This window comes from Streptomyces sp. NPDC111628 (assembly GCF_055635195.1).
The window spans coordinates 603,499-630,120 of record NZ_JBVKBZ010000006.1; the positions used below are offsets into that span (position 1 = coordinate 603,499).

At 71.3% G+C, this 26,622-nt stretch carries 26 protein-coding genes and 1 pseudogene; 12 read left to right on the top strand and 15 right to left on the bottom strand.

Going from position 1 to position 26,622, the window contains the following annotated elements; translation table 11 throughout:
- The first annotated feature begins 5 nt into the window (after positions 1–5).
- Positions 6–1,160: a cellulase family glycosylhydrolase gene (locus ACZ7MF_RS32120; RefSeq protein WP_471481772.1), complete on the top strand. Its 1,155-nt coding sequence runs from the start codon at positions 6–8 to the stop codon at positions 1,158–1,160.
- 64 nt (positions 1,161–1,224) lie between these two features.
- Here ACZ7MF_RS32120 and ACZ7MF_RS32125 read toward each other — a convergent pair whose 3' ends face one another.
- On the bottom strand, positions 1,225–1,470 hold the full coding sequence (locus ACZ7MF_RS32125; RefSeq protein WP_471481773.1) for a DUF397 domain-containing protein: 246 nt from the start codon (positions 1,468–1,470) through the stop codon (positions 1,225–1,227).
- Positions 1,467–2,336: a helix-turn-helix domain-containing protein gene (locus tag ACZ7MF_RS32130; protein ID WP_471481774.1), complete on the bottom strand. Its 870-nt coding sequence runs from the start codon at positions 2,334–2,336 to the stop codon at positions 1,467–1,469. The genes ACZ7MF_RS32125 and ACZ7MF_RS32130 overlap by 4 nt, the downstream gene beginning before the upstream one ends.
- A 162-nt stretch (positions 2,337–2,498) precedes the next feature.
- On the opposite strand from ACZ7MF_RS32130, the gene ACZ7MF_RS32135 reads away from it, so the two are divergent.
- On the top strand, positions 2,499–2,927 hold the full coding sequence (locus ACZ7MF_RS32135; protein WP_471481775.1) for an ATP-binding protein: 429 nt from the start codon (positions 2,499–2,501) through the stop codon (positions 2,925–2,927).
- A gap of 380 nt (positions 2,928–3,307) precedes the next feature.
- On the opposite strand, the pseudogene ACZ7MF_RS32140 reads toward ACZ7MF_RS32135, so the two are convergent.
- A pseudogene (locus ACZ7MF_RS32140) lies at positions 3,308–3,967 on the bottom strand (FtsX-like permease family protein); the annotation flags it as partial.
- 28 nt (positions 3,968–3,995) lie between these two features.
- On the opposite strand from ACZ7MF_RS32140, the gene ACZ7MF_RS32145 reads away from it, so the two are divergent.
- Positions 3,996–5,225: an acyl-CoA dehydrogenase family protein gene (locus tag ACZ7MF_RS32145; protein WP_471481776.1), complete on the top strand. Its 1,230-nt coding sequence runs from the start codon at positions 3,996–3,998 to the stop codon at positions 5,223–5,225.
- A gap of 47 nt (positions 5,226–5,272) precedes the next feature.
- Entirely contained in the window at positions 5,273–6,187 is a 915-nt protein-coding gene (locus ACZ7MF_RS32150; protein ID WP_471481777.1) for a HipA family kinase, read from the top strand.
- An 80-nt stretch (positions 6,188–6,267) separates the two neighbouring features.
- Here the strand turns inward: ACZ7MF_RS32150 and aceB are convergent, their stop codons facing one another.
- Together aceB and ACZ7MF_RS32160 are read right to left on the bottom strand one after the other, a co-directional pair.
- Positions 6,268–7,890: a malate synthase A gene (aceB, locus tag ACZ7MF_RS32155; protein ID WP_471481778.1), complete on the bottom strand. Its 1,623-nt coding sequence runs from the start codon at positions 7,888–7,890 to the stop codon at positions 6,268–6,270.
- Between the two features lie 184 nt (positions 7,891–8,074).
- Positions 8,075–8,698 carry a nucleotidyltransferase family protein gene (locus ACZ7MF_RS32160; RefSeq protein ID WP_471481779.1) on the bottom strand — a complete coding sequence of 208 codons (624 nt, stop codon included), beginning with the start codon at positions 8,696–8,698 and terminating at the stop codon, positions 8,075–8,077.
- 153 nt (positions 8,699–8,851) lie between these two features.
- Between ACZ7MF_RS32160 and ACZ7MF_RS32165 the strand changes: the two genes are divergently transcribed.
- The gene (locus ACZ7MF_RS32165) at positions 8,852–9,166 is read left to right on the top strand and encodes a DUF5955 family protein (protein WP_361016200.1); all 315 of its coding nucleotides are present in this window, start codon (positions 8,852–8,854) and stop codon (positions 9,164–9,166) included.
- 22 nt (positions 9,167–9,188) lie between these two features.
- Here ACZ7MF_RS32165 and allR read toward each other — a convergent pair whose 3' ends face one another.
- Positions 9,189–10,010, bottom strand: coding sequence for an allantoin degradation transcriptional regulator AllR (gene allR / locus ACZ7MF_RS32170; RefSeq protein ID WP_471481780.1), 822 nt, complete (start codon positions 10,008–10,010; stop codon positions 9,189–9,191).
- A 254-nt stretch (positions 10,011–10,264) separates the two neighbouring features.
- On the opposite strand from allR, the gene allB reads away from it, so the two are divergent.
- Positions 10,265–11,602 (top strand): allantoinase AllB, encoded by a 1,338-nt coding sequence (gene allB, locus ACZ7MF_RS32175; protein WP_471481781.1) that lies wholly within the window; start codon positions 10,265–10,267, stop codon positions 11,600–11,602.
- Between the two features lie 64 nt (positions 11,603–11,666).
- Positions 11,667–12,797 (top strand): allantoicase, encoded by a 1,131-nt coding sequence (gene alc, locus ACZ7MF_RS32180; protein WP_471481782.1) that lies wholly within the window; start codon positions 11,667–11,669, stop codon positions 12,795–12,797.
- An 81-nt stretch (positions 12,798–12,878) separates the two neighbouring features.
- On the opposite strand, the gene ACZ7MF_RS32185 is transcribed toward alc, so the two are convergent.
- A complete protein-coding gene (locus ACZ7MF_RS32185; protein ID WP_471481783.1) occupies positions 12,879–13,655 on the bottom strand; it encodes an SDR family oxidoreductase in 777 nt (258 codons plus the stop codon).
- A gap of 176 nt (positions 13,656–13,831) precedes the next feature.
- Here ACZ7MF_RS32185 and ACZ7MF_RS32190 point away from each other — a divergent pair, with 176 nt between their 5' ends.
- Positions 13,832–14,227 carry a guanyl-specific ribonuclease gene (locus ACZ7MF_RS32190; RefSeq protein WP_471481784.1) on the top strand — a complete coding sequence of 132 codons (396 nt, stop codon included), beginning with the start codon at positions 13,832–13,834 and terminating at the stop codon, positions 14,225–14,227.
- 41 nt (positions 14,228–14,268) lie between these two features.
- On the opposite strand, the gene ACZ7MF_RS32195 is transcribed toward ACZ7MF_RS32190, so the two are convergent.
- Entirely contained in the window at positions 14,269–14,469 is a 201-nt protein-coding gene (locus tag ACZ7MF_RS32195) for a hypothetical protein (RefSeq protein WP_471481785.1), read from the bottom strand.
- A gap of 203 nt (positions 14,470–14,672) precedes the next feature.
- On the opposite strand from ACZ7MF_RS32195, the gene ACZ7MF_RS32200 reads away from it, so the two are divergent.
- Both ACZ7MF_RS32200 and ACZ7MF_RS32205 read left to right on the top strand, forming a co-directional pair.
- Positions 14,673–15,899 carry a sensor histidine kinase gene (locus ACZ7MF_RS32200; RefSeq protein WP_471481861.1) on the top strand — a complete coding sequence of 409 codons (1,227 nt, stop codon included), beginning with the start codon at positions 14,673–14,675 and terminating at the stop codon, positions 15,897–15,899.
- Between the two features lie 44 nt (positions 15,900–15,943).
- The gene (locus tag ACZ7MF_RS32205; RefSeq protein ID WP_471481786.1) at positions 15,944–16,633 is read left to right on the top strand and encodes a response regulator transcription factor; all 690 of its coding nucleotides are present in this window, start codon (positions 15,944–15,946) and stop codon (positions 16,631–16,633) included.
- On the opposite strand, the gene ACZ7MF_RS32210 is transcribed toward ACZ7MF_RS32205, so the two are convergent.
- On the bottom strand, positions 16,626–17,024 hold the full coding sequence (locus ACZ7MF_RS32210) for a winged helix-turn-helix transcriptional regulator (RefSeq protein ID WP_471481787.1): 399 nt from the start codon (positions 17,022–17,024) through the stop codon (positions 16,626–16,628). The two genes, ACZ7MF_RS32205 and ACZ7MF_RS32210, sit on opposite strands and share 8 nt — an antisense overlap.
- Positions 17,025–17,152: 128 nt before the next feature.
- Here ACZ7MF_RS32210 and ACZ7MF_RS32215 point away from each other — a divergent pair, with 128 nt between their 5' ends.
- A complete protein-coding gene (locus tag ACZ7MF_RS32215) occupies positions 17,153–17,878 on the top strand; it encodes an alpha/beta fold hydrolase (RefSeq protein ID WP_471481788.1) in 726 nt (241 codons plus the stop codon).
- 46 nt (positions 17,879–17,924) lie between these two features.
- Here the strand turns inward: ACZ7MF_RS32215 and ACZ7MF_RS32220 are convergent, their stop codons facing one another.
- Entirely contained in the window at positions 17,925–18,491 is a 567-nt protein-coding gene (locus tag ACZ7MF_RS32220; protein WP_471481789.1) for an ester cyclase, read from the bottom strand.
- Positions 18,492–18,570: 79 nt separating this feature from the next.
- Here ACZ7MF_RS32220 and ACZ7MF_RS32225 point away from each other — a divergent pair, with 79 nt between their 5' ends.
- Positions 18,571–19,191 carry a TetR/AcrR family transcriptional regulator gene (locus ACZ7MF_RS32225; RefSeq protein WP_471481790.1) on the top strand — a complete coding sequence of 207 codons (621 nt, stop codon included), beginning with the start codon at positions 18,571–18,573 and terminating at the stop codon, positions 19,189–19,191.
- Between the two features lie 57 nt (positions 19,192–19,248).
- Here ACZ7MF_RS32225 and ACZ7MF_RS32230 read toward each other — a convergent pair whose 3' ends face one another.
- The 5 genes from ACZ7MF_RS32230 to ACZ7MF_RS32250 form a co-directional block, all read right to left on the bottom strand.
- Positions 19,249–21,378, bottom strand: a complete 2,130-nt coding sequence (locus ACZ7MF_RS32230) for a xanthine dehydrogenase family protein molybdopterin-binding subunit (protein ID WP_471481791.1) — start codon at positions 21,376–21,378, stop codon at positions 19,249–19,251.
- On the bottom strand, positions 21,375–22,364 hold the full coding sequence (locus tag ACZ7MF_RS32235) for an FAD binding domain-containing protein (protein ID WP_471481792.1): 990 nt from the start codon (positions 22,362–22,364) through the stop codon (positions 21,375–21,377). The genes ACZ7MF_RS32230 and ACZ7MF_RS32235 overlap by 4 nt, the downstream gene beginning before the upstream one ends.
- Positions 22,361–22,867, bottom strand: a complete 507-nt coding sequence (locus ACZ7MF_RS32240) for a (2Fe-2S)-binding protein (RefSeq protein WP_471481793.1) — start codon at positions 22,865–22,867, stop codon at positions 22,361–22,363. The genes ACZ7MF_RS32235 and ACZ7MF_RS32240 overlap by 4 nt, the downstream gene beginning before the upstream one ends.
- Positions 22,868–23,172: 305 nt before the next feature.
- On the bottom strand, positions 23,173–24,234 hold the full coding sequence (locus tag ACZ7MF_RS32245) for a hypothetical protein (protein ID WP_471481794.1): 1,062 nt from the start codon (positions 24,232–24,234) through the stop codon (positions 23,173–23,175).
- Positions 24,235–24,837: 603 nt separating this feature from the next.
- Positions 24,838–26,541, bottom strand: coding sequence for a SpoIIE family protein phosphatase (locus ACZ7MF_RS32250; protein WP_471481862.1), 1,704 nt, complete (start codon positions 26,539–26,541; stop codon positions 24,838–24,840).
- Positions 26,542–26,622 lie beyond the last annotated feature (81 nt).

Sequence of the window (26,622 nt, forward strand, 5' to 3'; positions counted from 1 at the left end):
GACTCATGCGACAGCCAAGAAACACGCTGATCAGGACCGCGGGGATGGCGTTCGCCGCCGTTGTCGGACTACTGCTCTCCCTCGCCGGTCCTGTTACCGGCAGGGCGGAGGCGGCGGCCGCCGGAATCCACGTGAGCAACGGACGCGTCGTCGAGGGCAACGGCAACGCGTTCGTCATGCGCGGGGTCAACCACGCCTACACCTGGTATCCCGACCGCACCAGCTCCATCGCCGACATCGCGGCCAAGGGCGCCAACACCGTCCGCGTCGTGCTCAGCAGCGGCGGCCGCTGGACGAAGACGAGCGCGTCCGAGGTCTCCACGCTCATCGGCCAGTGCAAGGCCAACAAGGTCATCTGCGTCCTGGAGGTGCACGACACCACCGGCTACGGCGAGGACGGCGCCGCGACCAGCCTGGACCAGGCCGCCGACTACTGGATCGGCGTGAAGGGCGCGCTGGAGGGCCAGGAGGACTACGTCGTCGTCAACATCGGCAACGAGCCCTTCGGCAACACGAACTACACCGCGTGGACCGACGCGACCAAGGCGGCCATCGGCAAGCTCCGCGGCGCCGGCCTCGACCACGCCCTGATGGTCGACGCACCCAACTGGGGCCAGGACTGGTCCGGCACGATGCGGTCCAACGCGGCCTCCGTCTTCGCCTCCGACCCCGACCGCAACACCGTCTTCTCCATCCACATGTACGGCGTCTACGACACCGCGACCGAGGTGCAGGACTACCTCAACGCCTTCGTCGGCAACGGACTGCCCATCGTCGTCGGCGAGTTCGGCGACCAGCACAGCGACGGCAACCCCGACGAGGACGCCATCATGGCGACGGCGCAGTCCCTCGGCGTCGGCTACATCGGCTGGTCGTGGAGCGGCAACGGCGGCGGTGTCGAGTACCTCGACATGGTCAACGGCTTCGCCCCGAACTCGCTGACGAGCTGGGGCAACCGCATCTTCAACGGCAGCAACGGCATCGTCGCGACGTCCAGGACCGCGACCGTGTACGGCGGTGGTGGCGGCAGCACGGGCGGTACCGCGCCCAACGGCTACCCGTACTGCGTGAACGGCGGTGCGTCCGACCCGGACGGCGACGGGTGGGGCTGGGAGAACAGCCGGTCCTGCGTCGTCCGGGGCAGCGCGGCGGACCACTGACCGGACCGACGGCGACGCCCCGCCCAGGAGTTCCGGGGCGGGGCGTTTCCAGTGGGCGGCCGGGTCAGCGGTCGGTCGTGTACGTGAGGAACCGGGTCCAGGCCGCCGGGGACACGGCGAGCCGGTCCCCGTGCCGCACCTTCGAGTCCCGCACGTGGACGGTCTCGGGGCAGGCCGCGACCTCGACGCAGTCGCCTTCGCTGCCGCTGCTGTAGCTGGACTTGTGCCAGGTCATCGCCACTTCGACGCAGTCGTCGCCTTGGGAGCCGCTGTAACTGCTCTTGAACCAGGCCAGGTCGGACGTGTTCATAGCGCTCCTCGCATTCGCTTCAACAGGCCCACGGAGTCCTCGGGGGTCAGGGCCTGTGAACGCATCTTGGCATAGCGCTGGTGGAGTCGGCTGATCTCCTTGCGATCAGTGATCAGCCGCCCGTTCTCCTGCCCCTCCGAGTAGCCGAACCAGTGGTTGTCCGGCGTTTCCGCCAACCGCATCGGGCCGTCCAGACCCGCATGCACCGGCTGCCGCAGCGGCATCAGTTGGAACTCTACGTTCCAGTGCCGCTCGACCACGCCCAGCAGGTGGTCGTACAGCTCGCGAGTCACCGTCCCGCCGCCGGTGCCGCGTTCCAGGACCGCCTGCTCCACGATGAAGCTGAACGCCGTGGGAGGGGTCCGGCTCGTCGCGAGGAGTTCGTGCCGGGCCATGCGGGCCGTGATCCGGTCGTTCATCTCCTTCTCGGCGGGCAGCGGCGGCACGCTGAACGACACCGCCCGCGCGTACCCCTCCGTCTGCAACAACCCCGGCACCACCCGGCATTCATACGTGTACAGACTCACCGCCTCCGCCTCGAACCGTGCCCACTGCCTGAACCAGCTCGCCAACCCCGGTTGCCGCGACAGATGCCGTGCCGCACCCCGCAGCGCCCCGAAGGCGTCGAGGACTTCCTCCGCTCGCTCCACGAAGTCCAGCGGAGGGAAGCGCCGTCCCTGCTCGATCGACGCCACCGTTGGCACCGAGTACCGCACCTGCGGGGCGAACTCCTCCTGCGTCAGGCCCGCCCGTTTGCGGAACGCCTTCACGACCTCGCCGAAGGTCCTGAGGCTGTCCGACCGCTCCGGCTCCCCGCCCCCGCAGAGCGCCTCCGCGCTGCCCCCGCCACCCGTACCGTCCGACATCCAGGACACCTCCCGCACGTACACCCACCCGGGCCGACCCGCCCAACGGGCCCATGGTCACGGATGGTTACCCCTACCGTCCACTCTCCGTGCCCGTACGCTGACCCTGCGTACGAGTGGCGGATCTGGTGGGAGACCGTCGCCGCGGGTGGGATGGGCGGCATGAGACCAGCTTCATCCCCTCGACTCCCGGTTACCGCGCGTGTGTTCGTCCAGCGGTTCAGTTCCACTCCGCGCGGTGCGCGGCTGGCCCGGCACCTCGCCGTGCACCGCCTGGACGCGTGGGGCGTCCCGTACGGATCGACGGTGTCCGACACGGCCGCGCTGCTCGTGGCGGAGCTGGCGGCGAACGCCGTGACGCACGGTCGGGTGCCGGGGCGGGACATCGAGGTGCTGCTGCGGCTGGACGCGTACACGCTGCGGATCGACGTGTCCGACAGCCGGGGGGAGCGGCGCCCGGAGGTCACAGCGGCGCCGGAGGCCGAGCACGGCCGGGGGCTGCTGCTCGTGGACGCGATGGCTGACCGGTGGGGCGTCTTCGACCGTGTCCCCGTCGGCAAGACGGTCCGCGCGGAACTGGACCTGCGGTGACACGCCAGGACGGCGAGTACGGCGGTGAGCAGCCACGACGCCGGGGGGACGACCGTCGTGCCGAAGAGCCAGTACAGAACGAGCCCGGACGGTAGACCCACCGCCACCCCCGGTACGGCGGGCAGGAGTTGGGCGACGCAGAGGGCGGCGGTGACCCGGCCGGGTGTGGCGCCGAGAGTACGGGCGACGGCCAGGGCCCGCCGGGCCTGCACGGCGGTGACCATGAGGGTGGTGGCCGCCGTACCGGCCGAGGCCAGGACGGCACGGCCGGGCCGACGGGCGAGCAGGCGGACGCCGAGCAGGAACGAGGTGGGCGGATACGCCGTCGCGGCGTTGAGGTGCGCGGGGTCGGCCAGAGCGTGGGCGGTGCTCGTGCGGGCGGCACGCAGGGCGGGGCCGATCGCGCCGGTCACGGCCACCAGGACGGCGAGGAGGAGCGCGACCGTGACGGTGTTGGAGTCGGGAGGACTGGACGTGTTGAGCAGCCCGGCGCTGGGATCGACCACATGCGGCGCGGCCAGCGTTCCGGCGGTCAGGCCGAGTGCGGTGGCCGGCAGGGTCAGCAGCAGGTACTGCGCCGGCAGAACGGCGGTCACGGTCGTGGGCCCGGCGCCGACGGCCTTGAGCAGCGCGGCGCGCCGGCTGTCCCGGCCGGAACGTACGGTGGCGAGCGCGGCGAGGGTGACGACCGCGGCGACGGCGAGCAGCGAGCCGCCCACGACCAGGGCGGGCCGGGTGTTTCTGATCATGGCGCTGTCGGTGCGGAGGATGCCCTGCCGGTTGTGGGTGTTGACCCAGGCGTCGCCTCTGCGGTCGGCGGTGAAGACGGTCTTCTGCCACCGACGGGTCGCGTCCAGGTCCGTCAGCTTCAGGTGGATGAGGTGGACCACGGGCGCGTCCGCCTCCTTCGCCGCCGCGCGGGTGTCGGCGGTGGTGAGCCGTCCGGGGTCTCCCGGCCGACGAGACGGGTGTGTCCGATGGATGGTCGCCCCCTTGCCCGGGGCGGACGCACCGGCGAAGGTATTCCCCACTAAGTCCATAGGAAAAGTAGGGAATGGTGATGGGGCCGTGGGGACGCCGGAGTTCTGGATGCGTGTCGGCCGTGAACTCGGGGACGACCTCGCGACGGACGCCCCCGACCGCGACCGGGCGGGCAAGCCCCCGTACGACGAGGTGGCGCGGCTGCGCGATTCCGGCCTGCCGGCCGCCCTGGTGCCGCCCCACGCGGAAGGCGGCGTCACGGGTGACGGCATGGACGGCGGGATGGACTGGGCCGATGCCTGCGCCGTCGTCCGCCGGATCGCGGCCGCCGACGGCTCCCTGGGCGAACTCCTCGGACGACACCACGTGTTGTCCTGGAGCGCCCGGTTCTTCGCCGCCCCGGAACGCGTCTTGGCACTGGAGGCCCGCGCCGTGCGCGAGCAGTGGCTCTGGGCCGGAGACACCGGACCGGCCGACGCCGACGGGCCGTCCCGCCACGCCGACGGCGGCCTCGTCCTCGCCCCCGGCCGGGCCCCCGGGGGCTTCCTGCTCAACGGACGGCGGACCCTGGCCACCGCCGTCGATGTGGCCGACCGGTTCGTCCTCGACGCGGTCTGCGCGTCCTCGGGCGACTCCGTCGTCGTCCTGGTGGACCCGCGGCACCCGGGCGTCGGCCGCACCCCGCTGACCGACCGGTTCGGCCAGCGGCTCGCCGGTGCGGGCACGGTGCGGTTCGACGACGTACCGATCGGCGTGGACGACGTACTGGGGGCCGCCGCGCTCGACGAGGACACGGCCGCACCCTTCGCCACGGTCGCCCCGCTCGCACTGCGGCTCATGCTCGCCCAGGTGGCTCTGGGGGTGGCCGAGGGGGCGCTCGCGGAAGCGCGGGAACTCAGCCTCGCGGCGTCCCACGCCCGGCCGCGGGGCGCCACGGAGTACCTCCTCGCGCCGCCTCCCGGCCCGGACGCCGATCTGCTGCTGGCCTTCGGCGAACTGGCCCTCGCCGTCCACGGCGCGTCGGCCGTCGTCGAGCGTGCCACGACCGCCATGGCCACGACCCTGCGGACGGGCCGGGCGCTGGACGCGCGCGGGCGCGCCGACACCGCCGCGCTCGTGGCGGCGGCCGGAGCGGTCACCGACCGGGCGGCCCTGCGTGCCGGGGCGGGGATCCTGGAACTCGCCGAATCCGACGGGCTCGACCGGTTCTGGCGCAACATCCGGGTCCTGGCGGGCCGCGGACCCACCGGCCCCGCCCTGCGCGCCATCGGGGACCACTTCCTGTACGGCGGGGGTGCCTCGCCCGCGCGGTGGTGACGGCCGCCGAGCAGGAAGCCGGGAGCGCCCCTCAATATGCTCGACCCATGCTCACCGAAGTCACCGCCACCCGCTACATCGAGCCCCTGCGCTCCGGCGGCTCCGTGCCCGCCGTGGTCGAGGCCGACGATCTCGGCACCTACGTCCTGAAGTTCACCGGCTCCGCGCAGGGCCGCAAGGCGCTGGTCGCCGAGGTGGTCGTCGGGGAGCTGGCCCGGGAGCTGGGGCTGCGGGTGCCGGAGCTGGTGCTCGCGCACTTCGACCCGGCGATCGCGGACGCCGAGCCCCACCAGGAGGTGCGGGAGCTGCTGCACGCCAGCGCGGGGCTCAACCTCGGCATGGACTACCTGTCGGGCGGCGCCGACTTCACGCCCGAGCTGGCCGAGGTGTTCCCGGTGGACGCGCGGGAGGCCGGGCGGGTCGTCTGGCTGGACGCCCTCACCGTCAACGTCGACCGGACGGTGCACAGCTCCAACCTCATGGTCTGGCCCACCCTCGGCACCGTGCCCCCGCGCCTGTGGCTGATCGACCACGGCGCGGCCCTCGTCTTCCACCACCGCTGGGGCGCCTCCCCGCCCGAGAAGGCGTACGACTTCCGGCACCACGCCCTCGGCCACTACGCGCCCGACCTTCCGGCCGCCGACGCCGAGCTGGCGCCGAAGGTGACGCGGGAGCTGCTGCGCGACGTGGTGGGCCGGGTGCCGGAGGCCTGGCTGACCTGCGAGGGCGACCTCGACACGCCGGAGAAGGTGCGCGCCGCCTACGTGGACTACCTGCACGCGCGCGTACGGGCCTCCCGGCAGTGGCTGCCCACCGGCTTCCCGAGCCGCGAGGAACTCGCCGCCGAGAACGCCGCCCGCGCGGCGCGCACGCAGCGGGGCCGGCCCGACTGGCTGAAGCGGGTCCCCGACCTGCACGGCAAGCCGCCCGCGGAGCAGGACTGGTCCGTCCACCTGGGCTGACAGTCGTCGGCCGACACGCGTCCGCGCCCCCGGCGCCGTGCTTCGGCACCGGGGGCGCGGACCATGCAGCGCGCGCGGCGTCAGCCCTTCAGCTGCTCGTACGCCGGCAGCGTCAGGAAGTCGGCGTAGTCCTCGTCGAGCGACACCGTGAGCAGCAGGTCGTGGGCCTGCTGCCAGTTGCCGGCCGCGAAGGCCTCGTCGCCGATCTCGGCGCGGATGTTCGCCAGCTCCTCGGCGGCCACCTTGCGGGCCAGGTCGGCGGTGACCTGCTCGCCGTTGTCGAGGACGACCTCCGCGTTGATCCACTGCCAGATCTGCGAGCGGGAGATCTCGGCGGTGGCCGCGTCCTCCATCAGGTTGAAGATGGCGACGGCGCCGAGGCCCCGCAGCCACGCCTCGATGTAACGGACGCCGACCTGAACGGCGTTGACCAGGCCCGCGTACGTCGGCTTGGCGTCGAGCGAGTCGACGGCGATCAGGTCGGCCGCCCTGACGTCGACGTCCTCGCGCAGGCGGTCCTTCTGGTTGGGCCGGTCGCCGAGGACCTTGTCGAAGGACTCCATGGCGATCGGGACCAGGTCGGGGTGGGCGACCCAGGAGCCGTCGAAGCCGTCGCCCGCCTCGCGGTCCTTGTCGGCGCGGACCTTCTCGAAGGCGACCTTGTTGACCTCCGCGTCCCGGCGCGAGGGGATGAACGCCGCCATGCCGCCGATCGCGTGCGCGCCCCTCTTGTGGCAGGTGCGGACGAGGAGTTCGGTGTACGCCCGCATGAACGGGGCGGTCATCGTCACCGCGTTGCGGTCCGGCAGGACGAACCTGGCGCCGCCGTCACGGAAGTTCTTGACGATGGAGAACAGGTAGTCCCAGCGCCCGGCGTTCAGCCCGGAGGCGTGGTCGCGCAGTTCGTAGAGGATCTCCTCCATCTCGTACGCGGCCGTGATCGTCTCGATCAGGACGGTGGCGCGGACCGTGCCCTGCGGGATGCCGACGTAGTCCTGCGCGAAGACGAACACCTCGTTCCAGAGGCGGGCCTCCAGGTGCGACTCCGTCTTCGGGAGGTAGAAGTACGGGCCCTTGCCGAGGTCCAGCAGACGCTGCGCGTTGTGGAAGAAGTACAGGCCGAAGTCGACCAGGGCGCCGGGGACCGGGCGGCCGTCGACCTGGAGGTGGCGCTCGTCGAGGTGCCAGCCGCGCGGGCGCATGACGACCGTCGCCAGCTCGGCGTCCGGGCGCAGCGCGTAGGACTTGCCGGTGCGCTCGTCGGTGAAGTCGATGGCGCGGTGGTAGGCCGAGGCCAGGTTGAGCTGGCCGAGGACCACGTTCTCCCAGGTGGGCGCGGAGGCGTCCTCGAAGTCCGCGAGCCACACCTTCGCGCCGGAGTTCAGCGCGTTGATGGTCATCTTGCGGTCGGTGGGGCCGGTGATCTCGACCCGGCGGTCGTTCAGCGCGGCCGGAGCGGGGGCCACCTTCCAGGAGTCGTCCGCGCGGATCGCGGCGGTCTCCGGGAGGAAGTCGAGCGTGGAGGTGCGGGCGATCTCGGCGCGGCGCTCCGCACGGCGGGCGAGGAGCTCGTCACGCCGGGGCGTGAACCGCCGGTGCAGCTCGGCCACGAAGGCGAGCGCCGCATCGGTGAGGACCTCCTCCTGCCGGGGCAGGGGCTCGGCGTCGACGATGGCCAGCGTGGACGGCGCTGGTGCGGACATGAGCTGTCACTTCCTTCAGCGGTGGCACCGGGTGCCAGAGGGTGCGTATGGGGCATTACGCACTCGCCGTGCAGCGGAGTGCTTCTGGTCAGTGGATAGTAGTTTCCTCATCGTGGAACTTCAATGGTTTGTTGATGTCGAGATTCTCCGGGTCGAGGAAAGGTGGCGCTCGGTGCCACCTCCCTCACTCAAGGTGGACCAGGTCCGCCTCGGTGTCGATGTCGTACGGCCGTGCCACGTCCCCGCACTCGACGAGGGCGATCTCCGCCTCGTGTTCCCTCAGATAGGCGCGGGCACCCCGGTCGCCGGTGGCGGTCGCCGCGATCCCCGCCCAGTGCGCGGCGCCGAGCAGCACGGGATGCCCGCGCACACCCGCGTACGCCGCCGAGGCCAGCGACGTCTCGTCCCGGAATCCGGCGCGCACCCGGGCCGTCGCCTCCGCGCCGATGCCGGGCTGGTCCACCAGGGCGACCAGCGCCGCCCGCGCCCCGGTCCCCGCCAGTGAGCCGAGCCCGGCCCGCAGCGACGACCCCATGCCCTGCTCCCAGTCGGGGTTGTCCACGAGGGTGCAGCCGTCGAGCGCGGCCCGCGCGCGTACCTCCTCGGCGCGCGCCCCCAGGACGACGTGCACGCGGGCGCAGCCGGCCGCGCGGAGTACGTCGATCGCGTGTTCGACGAGTGGATGTCCACGATGTTCGAGCAGCGCCTTGGGGCGGCCGCCGAGCCGCCTGCCGCCTCCGGCGGCCAGCAGCAGCCCCGCCACCCGGTCGCCCACCTGGTCTTCTGTCAGGGACTCGTTGTCGGTCATGGCTCCTGCATACCTGACCGCCCGCCAAACGCTCCGGCGTGCACGGGGTTTCCGGCGACTTTCCGGAGACTGAATTTCGGTCCGCGCGGTGGCGCGTCCGGTGCGCGGTGGCGTTAACTGGCCCGCGCACAACGGAGTGCGAGGGGGAGGGCTGTGTTGCGGAGCTTGGGGCAGAGGCACGTGACCGTCGGCGACGAGGACGTGAGGGTGGTGGCGCTGCGGACCGCGGTGTCCCGGTTGCGCCGTCAACTCGCGCTGCTGCCCGCCGACTTCCCGGACCGCCAGATCGCGGAGGACGAGCTGGCCGACCTCGCGGCGATGGTGGGCCACGGCGTCCCCGAGGTGCCGCGACTGCGCCGCTCACTGCTGCTGATAGCGGGCGCGATCGGCTCCGTCAGCGCCCTCGCACCGGGACTGACGGAGGTCCGTCACGCCGTGGAACTCTTCGGGGACCCGCCGCGTCGCTGAGCCCCGTGCGGGAAGGGCCGCCTCAGGCGGCCGGGTTGCCGTTCGAGCCGTTCGAACCGTTCGAGGTCAGCAGGGCCTCGGACAGCTCCGCCGCCACCTGCTGGAGCAGGGGCACGATCCGGTCGGTCGCCGCCTCGGTGACGCGGCCCGCGGGGCCGGAGATCGAGATGGCCGCGGCGGTGGGGGAGTCCGGCACCGGGACGGCCAGGCACCGGACGCCGATCTCCTGCTCGTTGTCGTCGATCGCGTAGCCCTGGCGTCGCACGTCCTCGAGCGCCGCGATGAAGCCGTCCGGCGTGGTGATCGTCTTGTCGGTCGCGGCCGGCATGCCGGTACGGCCCAGCAGGGCCCGCACCTCGTCCGCAGGGAAGCTCGCGAGCAGCGCCTTGCCGACACCGGTGGAGTGCGGCAGGACGCGCCGCCCGACCTCGGTGAACATGCGCATGGAGTGCTTGGACGGCACCTGGGCGACGTACACGATCTCGTCCCCGTCGAGCAGGGCCATGTTCGCCGTCTCGCCGGTCTCCTCGACCAGGCGGGCCAGGTGCGGGCGGGCCCAGGTGCCGAGCAGGCGTCCCGCGGACTCGCCGAGGCGGATCAGACGGGGTCCGAGGGCGTAGCGGCGGTTGGGCTGCTGGCGTACGTATCCGCAGGCCACGAGGGTGCGCATCAGGCGGTGGATGGTCGGCAGCGGCAGCCCGCTGCTGGCCGAGAGCTCGCTCAGGCCGACCTCGCCCCCCGCGTCCGCCATCCGTTCGAGCAGGTCGAAGGCGCGCTCCAGGGACTGGACGCCACCGGTGGCGGACCTGGCGGAGTCGGTGGTGCTGGCGCTGGACGTCGGCACGGCACGTTCCTTTCGGGGCTGGCGGGAGGAAAGAAGCGTACCCGGCACCCGGTTGACTACCGGCTTGTACGTAGCTACGTTCTGCTTGCTGGAATTCTAATTCCGCTTTGTGGAAACGTCCAGAGCGGGTCATTGGGCATGCCGTCACAAAGGGTGCCTCTTGACGACCTCGGAGCGGGAGTGAAGACTCCTTCAACAGAACGTTGAAATTCGACGGCAGAGGCAGACAAGTACAGGCAGAGAAGGGGATCCGGGTGTCCGAAGCTGAACTGGTGCTGCGCTCGACGCGCGTCATCACTCCCGAGGGGACCCGTGCCGCGTCCGTCGCGGTCACCGGGGAGAAGATCACGGCCGTCCTGCCGTACGACGCCCCCGTCCCGGCGGGCGCCCGGCTCGAGGACGTGGGCGACCACGTCGTCCTGCCCGGCCTGGTCGACACCCATGTGCACGTGAACGACCCCGGGCGCACCGAGTGGGAGGGCTTCTGGACCGCCACCCGCGCCGCGGCCGCCGGCGGCATCACCACCCTCGTCGACATGCCGCTCAACTCCATCCCGCCGACCACCACGGTCGACAACCTGCGCACCAAGCGCGAGGTGGCCGCCGACAAGGCCCACATCGACGTCGGCTTCTGGGGCGGCGCCCTGCCGGACAACGTCAAGGACCTGCGCCCGCTGCACGAGGCCGGGGTCTTCGGCTTCAAGGCCTTCCTGTCGCCGTCCGGCGTGGACGAGTTCCCGCACCTCGACCAGGAGCAGCTCGCCCGGTCGCTGGCGGAGATCGCCGCCTTCGACGGCCTGCTGATCGTGCACGCCGAGGACCCGCACCACCTGGCCGCGGCCCCGCAGCAGGGCGGCCCCAAGTACACCCACTTCCTCGCCAGCCGCCCGCGCGACGCCGAGGACACCGCGATCGCCACCCTGCTCGCGCAGGCCAAGCGGTTCAACGCGCGCGTGCACGTGCTGCACCTGTCCTCCAGCGACGCCCTGCCGCTGATCGCCGAGGCCCGCGCCGACGGTGTGCAGGTCACGGTCGAGACCTGCCCGCACTACCTCACCCTCACCGCCGAGGAAGTGCCGGACGGCGCCAGCGAGTTCAAGTGCTGCCCGCCCATCCGCGAGGCCGCCAACCAGGACCTGCTCTGGCAGGCACTGGCGGACGGCACGATCGACTGCGTCGTCACCGACCATTCGCCCTCCACGGCCGACCTGAAGACCGACGACTTCGCCACCGCCTGGGGTGGCATCGCCGGTCTCCAGCTCAGCCTGCCGGCCATGTGGACCGCCGCCCGCGGGCGGGGCCTCGGCCTGGAGGACATCGTGCGCTGGATGTCGGCGCGCACGGCCGCCCTGGTCGGGCTCGACGCGCGCAAGGGCGCCATCGCGCCGGGCCACGACGCGGACTTCGCCGTGCTGGCCCCCGACGAGACCTTCACCGTCGACCCGGCCGCCCTCCAGCACCGCAACCGCGTCACCGCGTACGCGGGCAAGACCCTGTACGGCGTCGTGAAGTCCACCTGGCTGCGCGGCGAGCGCATCGCGGCGGACGGCGCGTTCACCGACCCGAAGGGACAGCTCCTCGACCGGGCCTGACGTGCCCGGACACTCCCTGAACCCAGTACCCCCCGAACAGCCCCGAAAGGAACACCTGATCACCGTGACGGCCCAGCAGAACACCTCGTTGGCCAGCTTCACCGGCGACGCGAGCCCCTACGGAGGGGGCGACCCGTACGCGGACTACCGCACCGCCGACCTCCCCTTCACCCAGTACGCCAACCTTGCCGACCGGCAGCTCGGCGCGGGTGTCGTCGCCGCCAACGACGAGTTCTTCGCCCAGCGCGAGAACCTGCTGGTGCCCGAGCCCGCCGAGTTCGACCCCGAGCACTTCGGGCACAAGGGCAAGGTCATGGACGGCTGGGAGACCCGCCGGCGCCGCGGTGCCTCCGCCGAGCAGCCCTGGCCCACCGAGGAGGACCACGACTGGGCGCTGATCCGCCTCGGCGCCCCCGGCGTGATCCGCGGCATCGTCGTCGACACCGCCCACTTCCGCGGCAACTACCCGCAGGCCGTCTCCGTCGAGGGCGCCTCGGTCGCGGGCTCCCCGTCCCCGGAGGAACTGCTCGCCGACGACGTGAAGTGGACGACCCTCGTCCCGCGCACCCCGGTCGGCGGCCACGCGGCCAACGGCTTCGCCGTCGCCACCGAGCAGCGCTTCACGCACCTGCGACTCAAGCAGCACCCCGACGGGGGCATCGCCCGGCTGCGCGTGTACGGCGAGGTCGTCCCGGACCCCGCCTGGCTCACCGCCCTGGGCACCTTCGACGTGGTCGCCCTGGAGAACGGCGGCCAGGTCGAGGACGCCTCCAACCTCTTCTACTCGCCGGCCACCAACACCATCCAGCCGGGCCGCTCCCGCAAGATGGACGACGGCTGGGAGACCCGCCGCCGCCGCGACCGGGGCAACGACTGGATCCAGTACCGCCTGGTGGACCGCTCGCAGATCCGCGCCGTCGAGATCGACACGGCGTACCTGAAGGGCAACAGCGCCGGCTGGGCGTCCGTCTCCGTCAAGGACGGCGACGAGGGCGAGTGGCGCGAGGTGCTCCCGCGCACCCGGATGCAGCCCGACACCAACCACCGCTTCGTCCTGCCGGAGGCGGCCGTCGGCACCCACGCGCGCGTGGACATCTTCCCCGACGGCGGCATCTCCCGGCTGCGCCTGTTCGGCTCGCTGACCGAGGACGGCGCGGCCCACCTCGCCGCCCGCCACCAGGAACTGGGCGGCTGACCCGCCGCACACCGACCCGCGGGGCGCACCGGTAGGACAGCACCGGTGCGCCCCGCGCGTGCGCTCCAATCCGGGGGCCGGTTACGCGGCGTGGCCGCCGTCGACCGCGAACTCCGCTCCGGTGACGTACGTGGCGGTCGCCAGGTACGCCACCGTCGACGCCACCTCGTCCGCCGTGCCGAAGCGGCCCAGCGCCGTCAGGGCCGCCTGGCCGTCCGCATAGGGGCCGTCCGCCGGGTTCATGTCGGTGTCGATCGGCCCCGGGTGCACGATGTTCGCCGTGATCCCGCGCGGGCCCAGTTCCCGGGCCAGCGCCTTGGTCAGCCCGATCAGCGCCGACTTGCTCGTCGCGTACAGGGTCCCGCCGGGCCCCGGCACCCGCTGGGTCATGCAGGTGCCGACGGTGATGATCCGCCCGCCCTCGCTCATGCGGGCCGCGGCCGCCTGCGAGGCCAGGAAGACGCCGCGGACGTTCACCGCCAGCAGCCGGTCGACGTCGGCGGTGGAGAGGCTCTCCAGCGGGCCCAGCAGGCCCAGGCCCACGTTGTTGACCAGCACGTCGAGGCCGCCGCCGAGCGCCGTGGCGGCCCGCTCGACCGCCCCCGCCGCCTCGTCCGCGTCGGCGGAGTCGGCCCGCAGGGCAACCGCCCGGCGCCCCAGCGCCTCGACGGCCCGTACGACGTCCTCGGCCGCGTCCTTGCCGTTCACGTAGGTGAGGGCCACGTCCGCGCCCTCCCGGGCCAGCCGCAGGACGGTCGCCGCGCCGATGCCCCGGCTGCCGCCGGTCACGAGGGCGGTGCGGCCGGTCAGGGGAGCGGTGGCGGGGGCGAGTGGGTTCGTGTGCGTGTTCGTGTTCATGGGTCCATCCCAGCCGGGCCGCCGTACCCGTGCTGGCGGTGAACGGACATCGAACTGACCGTCGTCCGGTCGCCACCGGTCAGGATGTGAACGCGCCGAAAACACATATGACATCCCGGGAAACTCCACGGTCTTGTCATTGACATGCCACTGTCTACGCGCGTCATCATGAGCTCATGCGATTCCCCCCACGCGCCGCTCGGCTCGGCGCAGCAGCCGCAGTCCTGTCCGCCCTCCTCGTGGGCGGCACCGTCTCCGCGTCCACGGCCGGCGCCGCCCCCGCGGCGGTCGGCGACATCTGTTACAGCGACCTGCCCTCCCAGGCACACGACACGCTCGACCTGATCGAGCAGGGCGGCCCCTATCCGTTCGAGCAGGACGGGACGGTCTTCCAGAACCGGGAGGGCATCCTGCCCGGCCAGTCCTCCGGGTACTACCACGAGTACACGGTGATCACCCCGGGCTCCGACACGCGCGGCGCCCGCCGGATCGTCACCGGTGAGGAGAACCAGGAGGACTACTACACGGCCGACCACTACGCGTCGTTCGACCTCGTCGACTACGGCTGCTGAGGCCCGGCCGGCCGAGTCCGGATGCCCCACTCACCCGGAACTCACCCGGACTTGCGGCTCTCGGCGGCGGCGAACAGCGCGCCGCCGAGAGCCAGCAGCGCGACGCTCGCGTAGACCTCGTAGCCGTCGAGGAAACCGACCTTCTGCACCAGACCGATGTGCCAGTCGGTGAACTCGTGCACCAGGCCCATCCCTCCTTGCACCACGGCGACGAAGCCCAGGAACTCCAGCAATTGCTTCATGAGCCCGACTCTCGCCCCGCGGTCCCCCCACACGCATCGGCCGCGGGGCGAGCCCTGTCCGACGGAAGGCGTCGTGCCGCGGACCCGGACGCGCCGAAAGTCGCCGCTCGCGCGACTATGGTCGGCGATCCCCCTCACCCGGCCGTCCCGGCCGTCATCGCTGCGTAGATTTGTCGACTGTGAAGAATGACAAGCAGGCTGCGATGCCCCCGGCCTTCGCCAAGCGGCGCTGGGTACTGCCGGCGGCGCTGGTCGAGGACCTCTACCCGGAACCCCGGCGGCCCGGCGGCCGGCCCCGGCGCACCGCACGCGACTGGGTCGTCGACTTCGCCTGCTTCCTGCTCGCGGTCACCATCGGACTGCTGGCCGCCGACGCGCTGGACCAGGAGCCGGACCTCTCACCCGCCATGGCCGTCGCGGACCAGCTGATCGGCGCCCTGGCCTGCGCCGCCGTCTGGCTCCGGCGACGCTGGCCGGTCGGCCTGGCCGTGGCGATGGTGCCCGTCTCCCTGGTCTCGGCCACCGCGGGCGGCGCCGTCCTCGCCGCCCTGTTCACGCTCGCCGTGCACCGGCCCTTCCGGTACGTGGCCTGGATCGGCGGCGCGAGTCTGGCCGTGACGCCCCTGTACTACTGGATGCGTCCGGAGCCCGGGCTGCCCTTCCTCGCCTCGCTCGCCATCGCCTTCCTGCTCGCCGTCACGGTGCTCGGCTGGGGCATGCTCGTCCGCTCCAAGCGCCAGCTCCTGCTCAGCCTGCGCGACCGGGCCCGGCACGCCGAGGCCGAGGCGCGGCTGCGGGCCGAGCAGGCGCAGCGGCTGGCCCGCGAGGCCATCGCCCGCGAGATGCACGACGTCCTCGCCCACCGGCTGACGCTGCTCAGCGTGCACGCGGGCGCCCTGGAGTTCCGGCCCGACGCACCCCGGGAGGAGGTCGCGCGGGCGGCGGGCGTCATCCGGGAGAGCGCCCACGAGGCCCTCCAGGACCTGCGACAGATCATCGGCGTGCTGCGGGCGGCGGACTCCGACGACGCGGGCCGCCCCCAGCCCACGCTCGCGGCCCTCGACGCGCTGGTCGCCGAGTCCCGCCAGGCAGGCATGAAGGTCACCCTCGCGGAGCGCGTGCCCGACCCCGGCACGGTCCCCGCCGCCGTCGGCCGCACCGCGTACCGCATCGCCCAGGAGGCGCTGACCAACGCGCGCAAGCACGCGCCCGGCACCGAGGTCACCGTCTCGGTCACCGGGGCACCGGGCGACGGACTCGCCCTGTCGGTGCGCAACGCCCCGCCCCGCGGAGAGGTGCCCCACGTACCCGGCTCCGGGCAGGGGCTGATCGGGCTGACCGAGCGGGCGACGCTCGCGGGCGGCACCCTGGAGCACGGGCCGACACCCGGGGGCGGCTTCGAAGTACGGGCGAGACTGCCGTGGGGCTGAGCCTCCCCCGGGCGGCCGGTGACGACCGTGATTACGTAGGACGCATGACTGCGATCAGACTGCTCCTCGTCGACGACGACCCGCTGGTGCGGGCCGGGCTGTCCCTCATGCTGGGCGGCGCCGAGGACGTGGAGATCGTCGGTGAGGCCGCCGACGGTGACGAGGTCGGGGAGCTCGTCGACCGCACCCGCCCGGACGTCGTCCTCATGGACATCCGGATGCCGGGGACGGACGGCCTCACGGCGACCGAACGGCTGCGGAGCCGCGCGGACGCGCCCCAGGTCGTCGTGCTCACCACCTTCCACGCCGACGAACAGGTGCTGCGGGCCCTGCGCGCCGGAGCCGCCGGGTTCGTCCTCAAGGACACGCCGCCCGCGGAGATCCTCGACGCGGTACGCAGGGTCGCGGCCGGCGACCCCGTCCTGTCGCCCGCCGTGACCCGACGGCTGATGGAGCAGGCGGCCGGTGCCGCCCCCGACGCGCGTCACGCACGCCGCACGCGCGCGCGTGCCCGCGTGGAGACCCTCAACGACCGCGAGCGCGAGGTCGCCGTCGCGGTCGGCCGCGGCATGGCCAACGCCGACATCGCGTCCCACCTCTTCATGAGCGTCGCCACGGTCAAGGCCCACGTCTCCCGCATCCTGGCCAGGCTCGACCTCGACAACCGGGTCCAGATCGCCCTGCTGGCGTACGACGCGGGGCTCCTGGACGAATTCCAGGACGACGCTACGTGACCGGCGCCGTGTGCGTGCGGGCGTCGTAGGCGGCGCGGGCGTCGTCGATCCGGGCGAGGTGGGCGATGCTCCAGTCGAGCAGGGGCGCGGTGGCCTCGCGCAGGGTGACGCCCATCTCGGTGAGCTCGTAGTCGACATGCGGCGGCATGACGTCGCGGACGGTACGGGTGACGATCCCGTCGCGCTCAAGGCTGCGCAGCGTCACGGTGAGCATGCGCTGGCTGATTCCGTCGACGGCTCGCTTGAGTTCGGTGAAACGGCGCGGTCCGTGCCTGAGGTTGCGCACGACCAGCAGTGACCACTTGTCCCCGACGATGTCGAGCACCACCCGGGTCCGGCACGCGTCGCCGGCAGACGCTGTCGGCCGGGGGCCGCCGAGCCCTGCGTCCATGGTTACCTCCAGAGAACCGAGGCACTGAAAAGTGCCTTATTGCCGCATCTGGTTCGGATGTTCCAGGATGTGCTCAGTCGAAAAACAGTACCGAGGCACTAATGGTAACCGGAAAGGCTGATGCGGTCATGACCACGTTTTTGCTGGTGCACGGCGCCTGGCACAGCGGGCAGAGCTGGGAGCGGGTGGTGCCGCTGCTGGAAGCGGCCGGACACCGGGTGTTCGCGCCGTCCCTGACCGGCTACGGCGACAAGGTGGACCTCGCGGGGCCCGACGTGGGGCTCGACACGCACGTCGACGACGTGGTCGGGCTGATCACCGAGGAGCGCCTCGACGACGTCGTGCTCGTCGGCCACAGCTACGCGGGACTGGTGATCTCCTCCGCGGCGAACCGGGTTCCGGAACGGGTCGCTCACCTCGTCTACCTCGACGCCATGGTCCCGGAGGACGGCGAGTCCGCCGTCGACGTCCAGCCCATGACACGGCGGCTGATCGAGCTCGCCGAGCAGTCCGAGAGCGGCTGGCGCGTGCCGCCGCTGCCCGAGCAGCCCGCGCCGGTCGGCCTGTTCGGGGTCACCGACCCGGCTGACGTCGCCTGGCTGCGCGGAATGCTCGCGGACCAGCCGGTGCGCTGCCTTCAGCAGCCGGTGCGGCTGGACAATCCGGCCGTGAACGCGATCCCGCGCACCCACATCCACAATGTGGGCACCCGGCCCGCCGGGATCGTTCGTCGACCCGTCCCGCCGATACAGCCCAACGGCGAGGCCGCGCAGGTCTGGGAGCTGACGACCGGCCACGACTGCATGATCACCATGCCGGGCGAGCTCAGCGAACTGCTGCTCAAACTGGCCTGAGCGTCGAGGGCCGCCCGGTCCGGCCGGGGCGTCGCCGACGGCGCGCTCAGTCGCCGTCGGGGTGGGCCGTCGACGCCCGCGCCGCACGGTCGGAGACCCCGCGCGCCGCACGCTTGGACTGTCCCGTCACGTTCCAGACCAGCATGCGTAGTACGACGGCCGGCCGAGGCGGGAAGGCGCCCAGCTGACCCAGCATGGTGACGTCGTCACGAACCGCCTCGTGACCGATCACCTTGTTCCCGGCAAGGGTCAGCACGTGGATCTGCTCGAAGTCGATCCGTTTTCCAGTGGGTGGTATCGCCTGGTCCAGCGCACCGCCCCGGTAACGGACGAAGGGCCCGGTGTGGAGGCCCTGCATCCTCAGTCGCACCCAGACCTGCGTGGCGTTGCAGGCCGTCTCGAGTATGTGGAAGTGCAAGTCGTCGAAGGCGGAGCGCATCCAGGCGCTCGAGGCCAGCACACCGGCGGGTCCGCTCAGAGAACAGGCCGATGGCGCGACCGCCGACTCCCGGTTCGTGAAATCCGGTGCCACGACCTCTCTGGCCAGGGAGGCGTCCCCGGTCTCCAGCACGGTGAACAACGCGCGTGCCGGCTCATCCGATTGCGTGTGCACTGCTACGCCCCCATATTGAGGTAGTGATGAACCTAATCATTTCCTTCATGGTACAGGTCATATCGCTAGAATGCGTGCCATGCCGACCAAGCGCTCGTACAGTTCGCCTCTGCGACAGCAGGCCGCGGCTCGCACCAGGTCCCTGATCCTGGACAGCTCCACGCGTCTCTTCGCCGAGCGCGGCTACGGCCGGGTGACGGTCGCGGACATCGCCGCGACGGCCGGCGTTTCCGTCAAGACCGTCTTCGCCAGCGTGGGGAGCAAGACCGACATCCTGAACAACATCGTCGAACGGGGGATCGACGCGTCCCGGGCCGAGGCCGTGATCGGTGAGGTCGTCGCCCTCGACTCCCCGCACGAGGTCCTACGGGTTCTGGCCCGTGGGACGCGCCTCGGCAACGAAGGCCAGTTCCCCGTGTGGGAGGCGATCCGGCTGGCCCTTCCGGTCCATGAGAACGCCGGGGAACTGTGGGAGCGGGCCACCGACTCCTACCTCGAAGCCCTGAGCCGGGCCGCGCACCACCTGCACGGTCTGTGCGGAGCTCCCTCGTACTCGGTGGAGGACACCGCGGCCCTGCTGTGGATGTGGTTCGGCCCTTCGGGATGGCGTTCGCTGGTCGTGGACCAAGGCCTGACGTGGGGACAGGCTGAGCACTTGCTGTGCCGCACAGCCGTGGCGACTCTGTGTCCCGGGGCCTGAGCACTGCTGGAAGGCGGAGGACACCGAGGGCAGCCCCGAACCAGTGGACGAACGCCCTCAGGACAACAACTTGTCCAGGGTGATCGGCAGATCGCGGATGCGGACACCGGTGGCGTGATGGACGGCGTTCGCGATGGCTGCGGCCACACCGACGACGCACACCTCGCCGACTCCCTTCGAACCCATCGGGTTGGTGTAGGGGTCGGCGGCGTCGATCCAGTGGGCCTCGACGGAGCCGACATCCGCGTTCGCGGCGACGTGGTAGCCGGCGAAGTCGCTGTTGACGACCTGTCCGAAGCGTGGGTCCATGACTCCCGCCTCGTGCAGGGCCATCGAGATGCCCTGGATCATCCCGCCGGTCAACTGCGACCGGGCCGTCTTCGGATTGATCACGCGCCCCACGTCGAACACACCGACCAGGCGTGGCACGCGCACCGTGCCGGTCTCCTCGTGGACCCGTACCTCCGCGAACTGGGCGGCGAACGAATACATTTCGTAGTGGGCGCTGTAGGGGTTCACCGGGGCTTCCACCGTGATGTCCAGTCCGCCGGAGGGAATCGTCCCAGCGTGTTCCTCGTCGATGACGCGCCGGACCTCGCGGGCGGCCGCGTGGATCGAAGCCCCCCAGCTGCTCGTTCCGGACGAGAAACCGGCCGACGAAGCGGGCGGCAGCTCGGTGTCGCCGATCTGAAGGGTCACCGCGTCGATGCCCACGCTCAGCGCGTCCGCGGCGATCTGGGTGAGCGAGGTCCACGTGCCTGTGCCGATGTCCGCCGCTGCGATCGACACGGTGTACCGGCCGTACCCGTCCACCTGAATCCTGGTGGCGTTGCCGGGCAGTTGGGGCGCCACGTGCTCGCCGGCCGCCACTCCGGTGCCGACGAGCCAGCCGTTCTCGCGCCGGGCCCTCGGCGTCGGGTCACGGCGGTCCCAGCCGACGATCCGCGCACCCTCGCGCAAGCAGTCGACCAAGCGCCGGCTGGAGAACGGCTTGCCGGACTCGGGGTGAGCCGACGGCTCGTTCAGGACCCTGAACTCGATCGGATCCATGCCGAGCCGCAGGGCCATCTCGTCCATGGCGGACTCCAGTGCGAACGAACCCTGCGTTTCGCCGGGGCCGCGCATGATGGTCGGAACGGACACGTCGAGCGGTACGACGCGGTGCGTGGTGCGGCGGTTGGGGGCCGCCCACATGGTGCGTGAGATGACCGCGATCTGCTCCACGTACTGCTTGGCCCGGGACGTCTGCTGCACGGAGTCGTGGGCCACGGCGGTGAGACGTCCGTCCTGCCCCGCTGCCAGTTGTATGCGGTGGCTGGAGGGGGCCCGGTAGCCCGTCAGGAAGAACATCTGCTGACGGGTCAGCGCAAGCTTGACGGGCCGCTGCGCGACCTTCGCCGCGATGGCGGTCACGACGGCGTACGACTGCGGGAACGTCTTCGAGCCGAAGGCACCGCCGACGTGCGGAGAGACGAGGCGGATGTTCTCCAGTGGGAGATCGAGAGTCTGCGAGATCGCGACCCGTGCGTCGGAGACACCCTGCGAGCTGCAGTAGATGGTGACCCGGTCCGCAGCCGTCCATTCGGCGATGGCGGCGTGCGGCTCCATCGGACTCTGGAACTGATGCGGCATCGTGTAAGTGGCATCGAGGGTCACGGGTGCTCGAGCGAGCGCGGCCTCGACATCGCCCATCGCGCTGTCGGCGTTGGGCATCCCGTTGTTCAGTTCCCCCTCGGCGGTGCCGAAGAGGCCGACATGGCTTCCCGGCCTCTCCAGAACGTCCTCGTCCGTGCGCATGACGGTGTCGTGGGGCGCCTCGTCGTACGAGACCCGGACGAGACCTGCCGCGTGCTGTGCGGCCTCGGACGTCTCCGCGACCACGGCGCCGACGATCTGCCGGCGCCAGGAGACGTCGGCCGACTGCAGCACGGCGAGTTCGGGGTCGTCGTTGCCCAGCTTCATCGCGTTGGCATGCGTCAGGACCGCCAGTACCCCGGGCTGCGCCAGTGCCACCGAGTCATCGACCGCGGTGACGGTTCCGCGAGCGACGGAGGACAGCACCAGAGCCAGGTAGGCCGGGTTGTCGACGTCGTGTTCGTACGCGTAGGGGACGGCGCCGCGGACCTTGCGCGGGCCGTCGACGCGGCTGACCGGCGCCCCGACGGAGGGAGTTCGAGCGGTGGTCATCGTTGCTCCTCCGCGAGTTCCCCGAGCATGCCGACGATGAGGTTGCTTGCGAGCGGGACCTTGAAGGCGTTGCCCGACAGTGGCCGGGCCGCGGCGAGTTCGGCTTCCGCGGCCGCCCTGAAGTTCTCCTCGGTCGGCGGTGTCCCGAGCAGCATCTCCTCGGCCCTGACGGCGCGCCACGGGCGATGAGCGACCCCGCCCAGGGCAATGCGCACGTCGCGTACCGTGCCGTCCTCCAGATGGAGGGCGACGGCGCCGGAGACGAGCGCGAAGGCGTACGACGCCCGGTCACGGATCTTGCGATAGCGGGAGCGTGCGGCGACCGGAAGGGACGGAAGATCGATCGCGGTGACGAGCTCGCCGTGCTCCAGCACGGTGTCCCGGTCGGGCGTGTCGCCGGGCAGTCGATGGAACTCCCCGAAGGGGACGGCACGTTCTCCGTCGGGCCCTCGGACCTGGACGACGGCGTCGAGGGCCGTGAGTGCGACTGCCATGTCGGACGGGTGCGTGGCGACGCACTCCGGTGAGGTGCCGAGAATCGCGTGATCGCGGTTGTGGCCCTCGATCGCGGAGCAGCCCGAGCCGGGCTCACGCTTGTTGCAGGGTGTGGTCAGGTTCTGGAAGTAGACGCATCGGGTTCGCTGCAGCAGGTTGCCGCCGCACGTGGCCATGTTGCGCAGTTGTCCGGAGGCGCCGGCGAGGACGGCCTGGGCCAGCACGGGGTACAGCCGTCGGATCCTGAGGTCGGCCGCGAGGTGGCTGTTGGAGACCGCGGCCCCGATGCGCAGGCCGTCGTCGGGGAGGTCGTCGATGGTGGACGAGGTGAGACGGCGTACGTCGACGAGGACGTCCGGGCGGGCGACCTCCAGCTTCATCAGGTCGACGAGGTTGGTGCCGCCCGCCAGGTAGGCGCCTCGCGGCTCCCGTTCCACGACCTGGACAGCGGCGGTGACGTCGGCGGGCCTCTCGTAACGGAACGGGATCATGTCGCAGCCTCCGCGATGGCGGCCCGTATGTTGGTGTACGCGGCGCAGCGGCAGAGGTTGCCGCTCATGCGCTCGGCGATCTCGCCGTCGTCGAGGACGATCGAGTCACCGACGAGGTCCTCGCTGACCACGCTCGGCCAGCCGGCACCGGATTCGGCCAGCATCCCGACGGCGGAGACGACCTGCCCGGGAGTGCAGTACCCGCACTGGAACGCGTCGTGGGCAACGAAGGCGTCCTGTACGGGGTGCGGCGTCCCTCCGTCACCCAGACCGGCCGCGGTGACCACGTCCGCGCCCTGGTGGGCGACGGCGAGGGCCAGACAGCTCACCGCGCGCTCTCCGTCGAGGAGGACGGTGCACGCACCGCACTGGCCGTGGTCACAACCCTTCTTGGGGCTGGTGTTGCCCAGCCGCTCCCGCAGAGCATCCAGCAGCGTGGTCCTGGTGTCCACCCTGAGGCGGTGCTCCTGTCCGTCCACATGGAGTGTGATGTCCACGTCCATGGCCTGGACTCCTTTCGGCAGGGATTTCCAGGGCGTCGTGCCGGCCGCCGCAAAGGAGCGGGGGTGCCCGCACGGCCGGTACGAAGGTTGCAGCGAGGGCGGAACGTCGGCTCGGACCAAGGCTGTCGGGTCCACTGTCCGTGGCCTTGCCGACGCCTGTGACCGCCGATCCGACAGGAATCCCCGTCGCGTCCGGCTCAGTGGCACCGCTCTGCTCAGTGGCACCGCTCCGTTCTCATGCTGCCACTGTTGAACATGGTCCGCGACCAGGACGAGGACAGGAGGCGACCCCTGGCCGGCTCCGGCTAGACCTGCACCGAGGACCCTGCCCCGGAGGGCGGCTGCGGGCCCGTGTCCGTGAGCACCGGCCAGCGCTTCCAGACAGCCACGTGCAGGATGACGCCGAGGCTGATGGCGTTCAAGGCGCTGTAGGCGACCCAGTCGGAAACGGGAACACGGCCCCAGTCCACGGTGCCCGCATACGAGGTGAGCGCCCAGTACATCAGTGCCGCGACGACGAAAGACGTGATCAGCACACCGAATCGGCCGGGCAGGGGAGTCAGACGGGTCCATGGCCAGGCTTCGAAGAGCATGGCCATGAGCAGGATCGAGGCGATCACACAACCGGCGCCCGCAGTCAGCTCCCTCGGCGGCGTCTGAAGGACGTTGCGCAGGACCAGGTAGCTCGCCCACCCGCACCCGATCACCGCGACATTGGCGACGAGCAGGCGTACGGCCCTGGGGCGGATCTTCGAGAAGGGCCAGCCGCGCAGCGCCACCATGAAGATCATCTGTGACGCGCCGACCGCGGTGAGCCAGGCCGAGAAGTCGAGGGAGGTGATGGGGCCGCCAGGATCGCGCAGGCCCTCGACCGCCTCCGGCAGGTGCACCAGGAGCAGATAGGCCGCAATCCCTGCTCCCCATGAGACGGCCAGGGCCACCAGGCCCGACACGAGACGGCCGAGCCGTCGCAGCGGCCATCCCTCGCACACCAGAGTGACCTGAAGGAGCACGGTGAAAACGCACGCTGCGAGGGGAAGCGTGTGAGGGAAGATCGGCACGTGCCCGGGACCCGGTTCCGCGGCGAAGAGGGCCTGGGCGTCGAAACCGGCGACGATTCCCTGTCCCAGGAATGTGAAGCCGATACCCGCGACGGCGATGAGCAGCGTGTCGGTCAGGCCCGACCATCCGACACGCAGCGTGCTCCCCGGCCAGTCCTCCCACCAGAACGCGATGACCGCCACCGCGGGCAGGGCGAAGGCGGTGTGCGGTGCGAGCAGTCGCATGGACTCGACCGGCCCACTGAGGCCGAACGCCAAAACGAGGAACAGCGGAATCAGGAAGGTCAGTCCGCGCAGACCGGCCATGGGCTGTACCCGGCCGGGTGGCTGAGGTGGCGCGGCATGGGCGGCCTCCGGCGCGCTCAGCGCAGGCCGGCTGGGCAAGGGCGGAGTGCCTACGTAACCTCGGGTCCGCCCGTCCGCGTCCGTCGTCGCCGTCCTAGAACCCGCATGGCGCCGTGTCCGCGGGGAGTGATCGCTCATGGGCCGGATCCGATCACGCTGCACGCCGACGTGAGCGGTGGCTCGGTGCGAGGAGCCCCCCCCCGTGACCGGTGGACGCCGGGGTGACGTGAAGTGCGGACTCATGGGTACTCCCGGGACTGACCGCGCCCGGCCTCCGGAGAGTGCTGTGCCGGACGGTCTGCGAAACCCGTGTCGATCTGACGCGCGGGGATGGCGGCGGCTCCGCGTTCTCCGCCGATTCGGTGGCAACGAGCGCCTCTGTGACGCCCGGGGCATCGCGCGGAACCCGGTACGCCCACGCCGCGGTGGGAGCGGCGGCGGATCCGGTCGACCCGGAGGTGCGGCGTGCCCATGTGCCGTATTCCCACACCCTAGAACACGGGTGCCCGAACCGCGCCTTCGACGGGATCGTCCACGCGGCACCGGTCAGCCCGGCCTCCTGGCTCAGGGACGGCCCCGGGCCAGCAGGAGCGTCACGTCGTCGTCGGGGACTTCCGTCGGCATGGAGCCGATCACCGACCGGGACAGAGCATCGAGGGACCGCCCGGGCTGCCCCAGGGCCTTGCGCAACCGCTGCATCCCCACATCGATGTCCTGGTCACGTTTCTCGACGAGTCCGTCGCTGTAGAGAGCCAGCAGGCTTTCCGCGGGGAGTTCCAACTCTGCCGTCTCGTACGGCGACAGGCCGATCCCGAGGGGCGTGCCGAGCGGCAGGTCGGGAAACACGACGCTGCCGTCGGGCTGGACGAGGGCGGGCGGCGGGTGCCCGGCCAGCGCCACCGAACACGTTCGGGCAGCGGGATCGTAGATCACGTACACGCAGGTGGCCCCCATGGACGGCACCGGTTCCCCCGCCTCCTCGTCGTCCTCCACCAGGCGAATGAATGTGCGGTCCAGTCTGGTCAGCACTTCCCCGGGGGGAAGATCGAATTCGGCGAGTGTACGCACGGCGGTGCGTAGCCGGCCCATGGTGGCGGCGGCGTTGATGCCGTGCCCGACCACGTCGCCGACCACGAGTGCCAGACGGCCCCGAGGCAGGCCGATGACGTCGAACCAGTCGCCGCCGACCGTGTCCTGGCCATCCGCGGGGAGGTACCGGGCCACCACGTCCATGGCCGCCCCGCCGTTCACCCGTCGTGGCAGGAGGCTGTGCTGCAACGCCAGGGCGGTCCTCCGCTCACGGGTGTACCGGCGCGCGTTGTCCAGGCTCAACGCGGCCCTGGACACCAGTTCCTCAGCCAGGAGTTGATCGCTCTCGTCGAACGGCGCCGGATTGTCCGTCCTGACGAACACCGCTACTCCCAGGAGCATGCCTCGGGCGAGCACGGGGAGGATCAGCAGCGAATGCATGCCGTACTCACGGATCTTCTGGGCACGGGAGGGGTCGTTCTCGAGCCAGGTGTCCCGGGAGACGTCCATGACCGGCTGAAGGAAGGGACGGCCAGAGGACAGGACCTGAAGGAAGGGAGAAGGCTCGGGGACGTAGACCACGTCGCCCGGGGACCACAGGGACTCCGGGGAGCCCGTGTGGATGGACGCTCTGCCCGCACGCTGGAAGGTGGGAATGCGACCCTGGGACCGCCCGTGGCGCTCCAGGGGTTCCTCGCCCAGACGCGCCGCCTCGGTCAGGTCCACGGTGACGTAGTCGGCGAACCCGGGGACCGCGAAGTCGGCCAGTTCCTGTGCGGTGAGCATGATGTCCAGCGTGGTCCCGATACGGGCGCCGGCCTCGCTCATCACGGCCAGGGCGTCTCCGGTCCGGGCCGACCGTTCCTCGACGATGAGGCACACTCCCAGAGCGTGCCCGTGCGCGTCGTCCAGGCGGAAGAACGATGCCGAGAACGCCCGGTCCTCCGGCACGCCGGAGCGGGCTCCCACACGGTACTGGACGCCGGTCACGTCATCACCCGTGCTCAAGACACGTCGCACGAGTGTCGCCAGTTCGGCCGCGTCGCCCGCCAGTGCCTCCTGGGGCGGACGCCCCAGCCTCTCGGCCCGCGGGATGCCGTCGCAGCGCTCGAGTGCATCGTTCACCCACGTGCAACGCAGGTCGGTGTCCCAGATGGCGATGGCAGCGGCCGAGTGCGCCAGAAGAGAGCGAAGTGCTCCTGCGACGGCGCCTCCGACGCAATCCACCACGGAGTCCACTTCGGCTGCCGCGACGGCGGGGAGGTCCTTTGACCACATAGGGCATCATCCCTAATGCATGGATTGTTATGTTATTCGAAC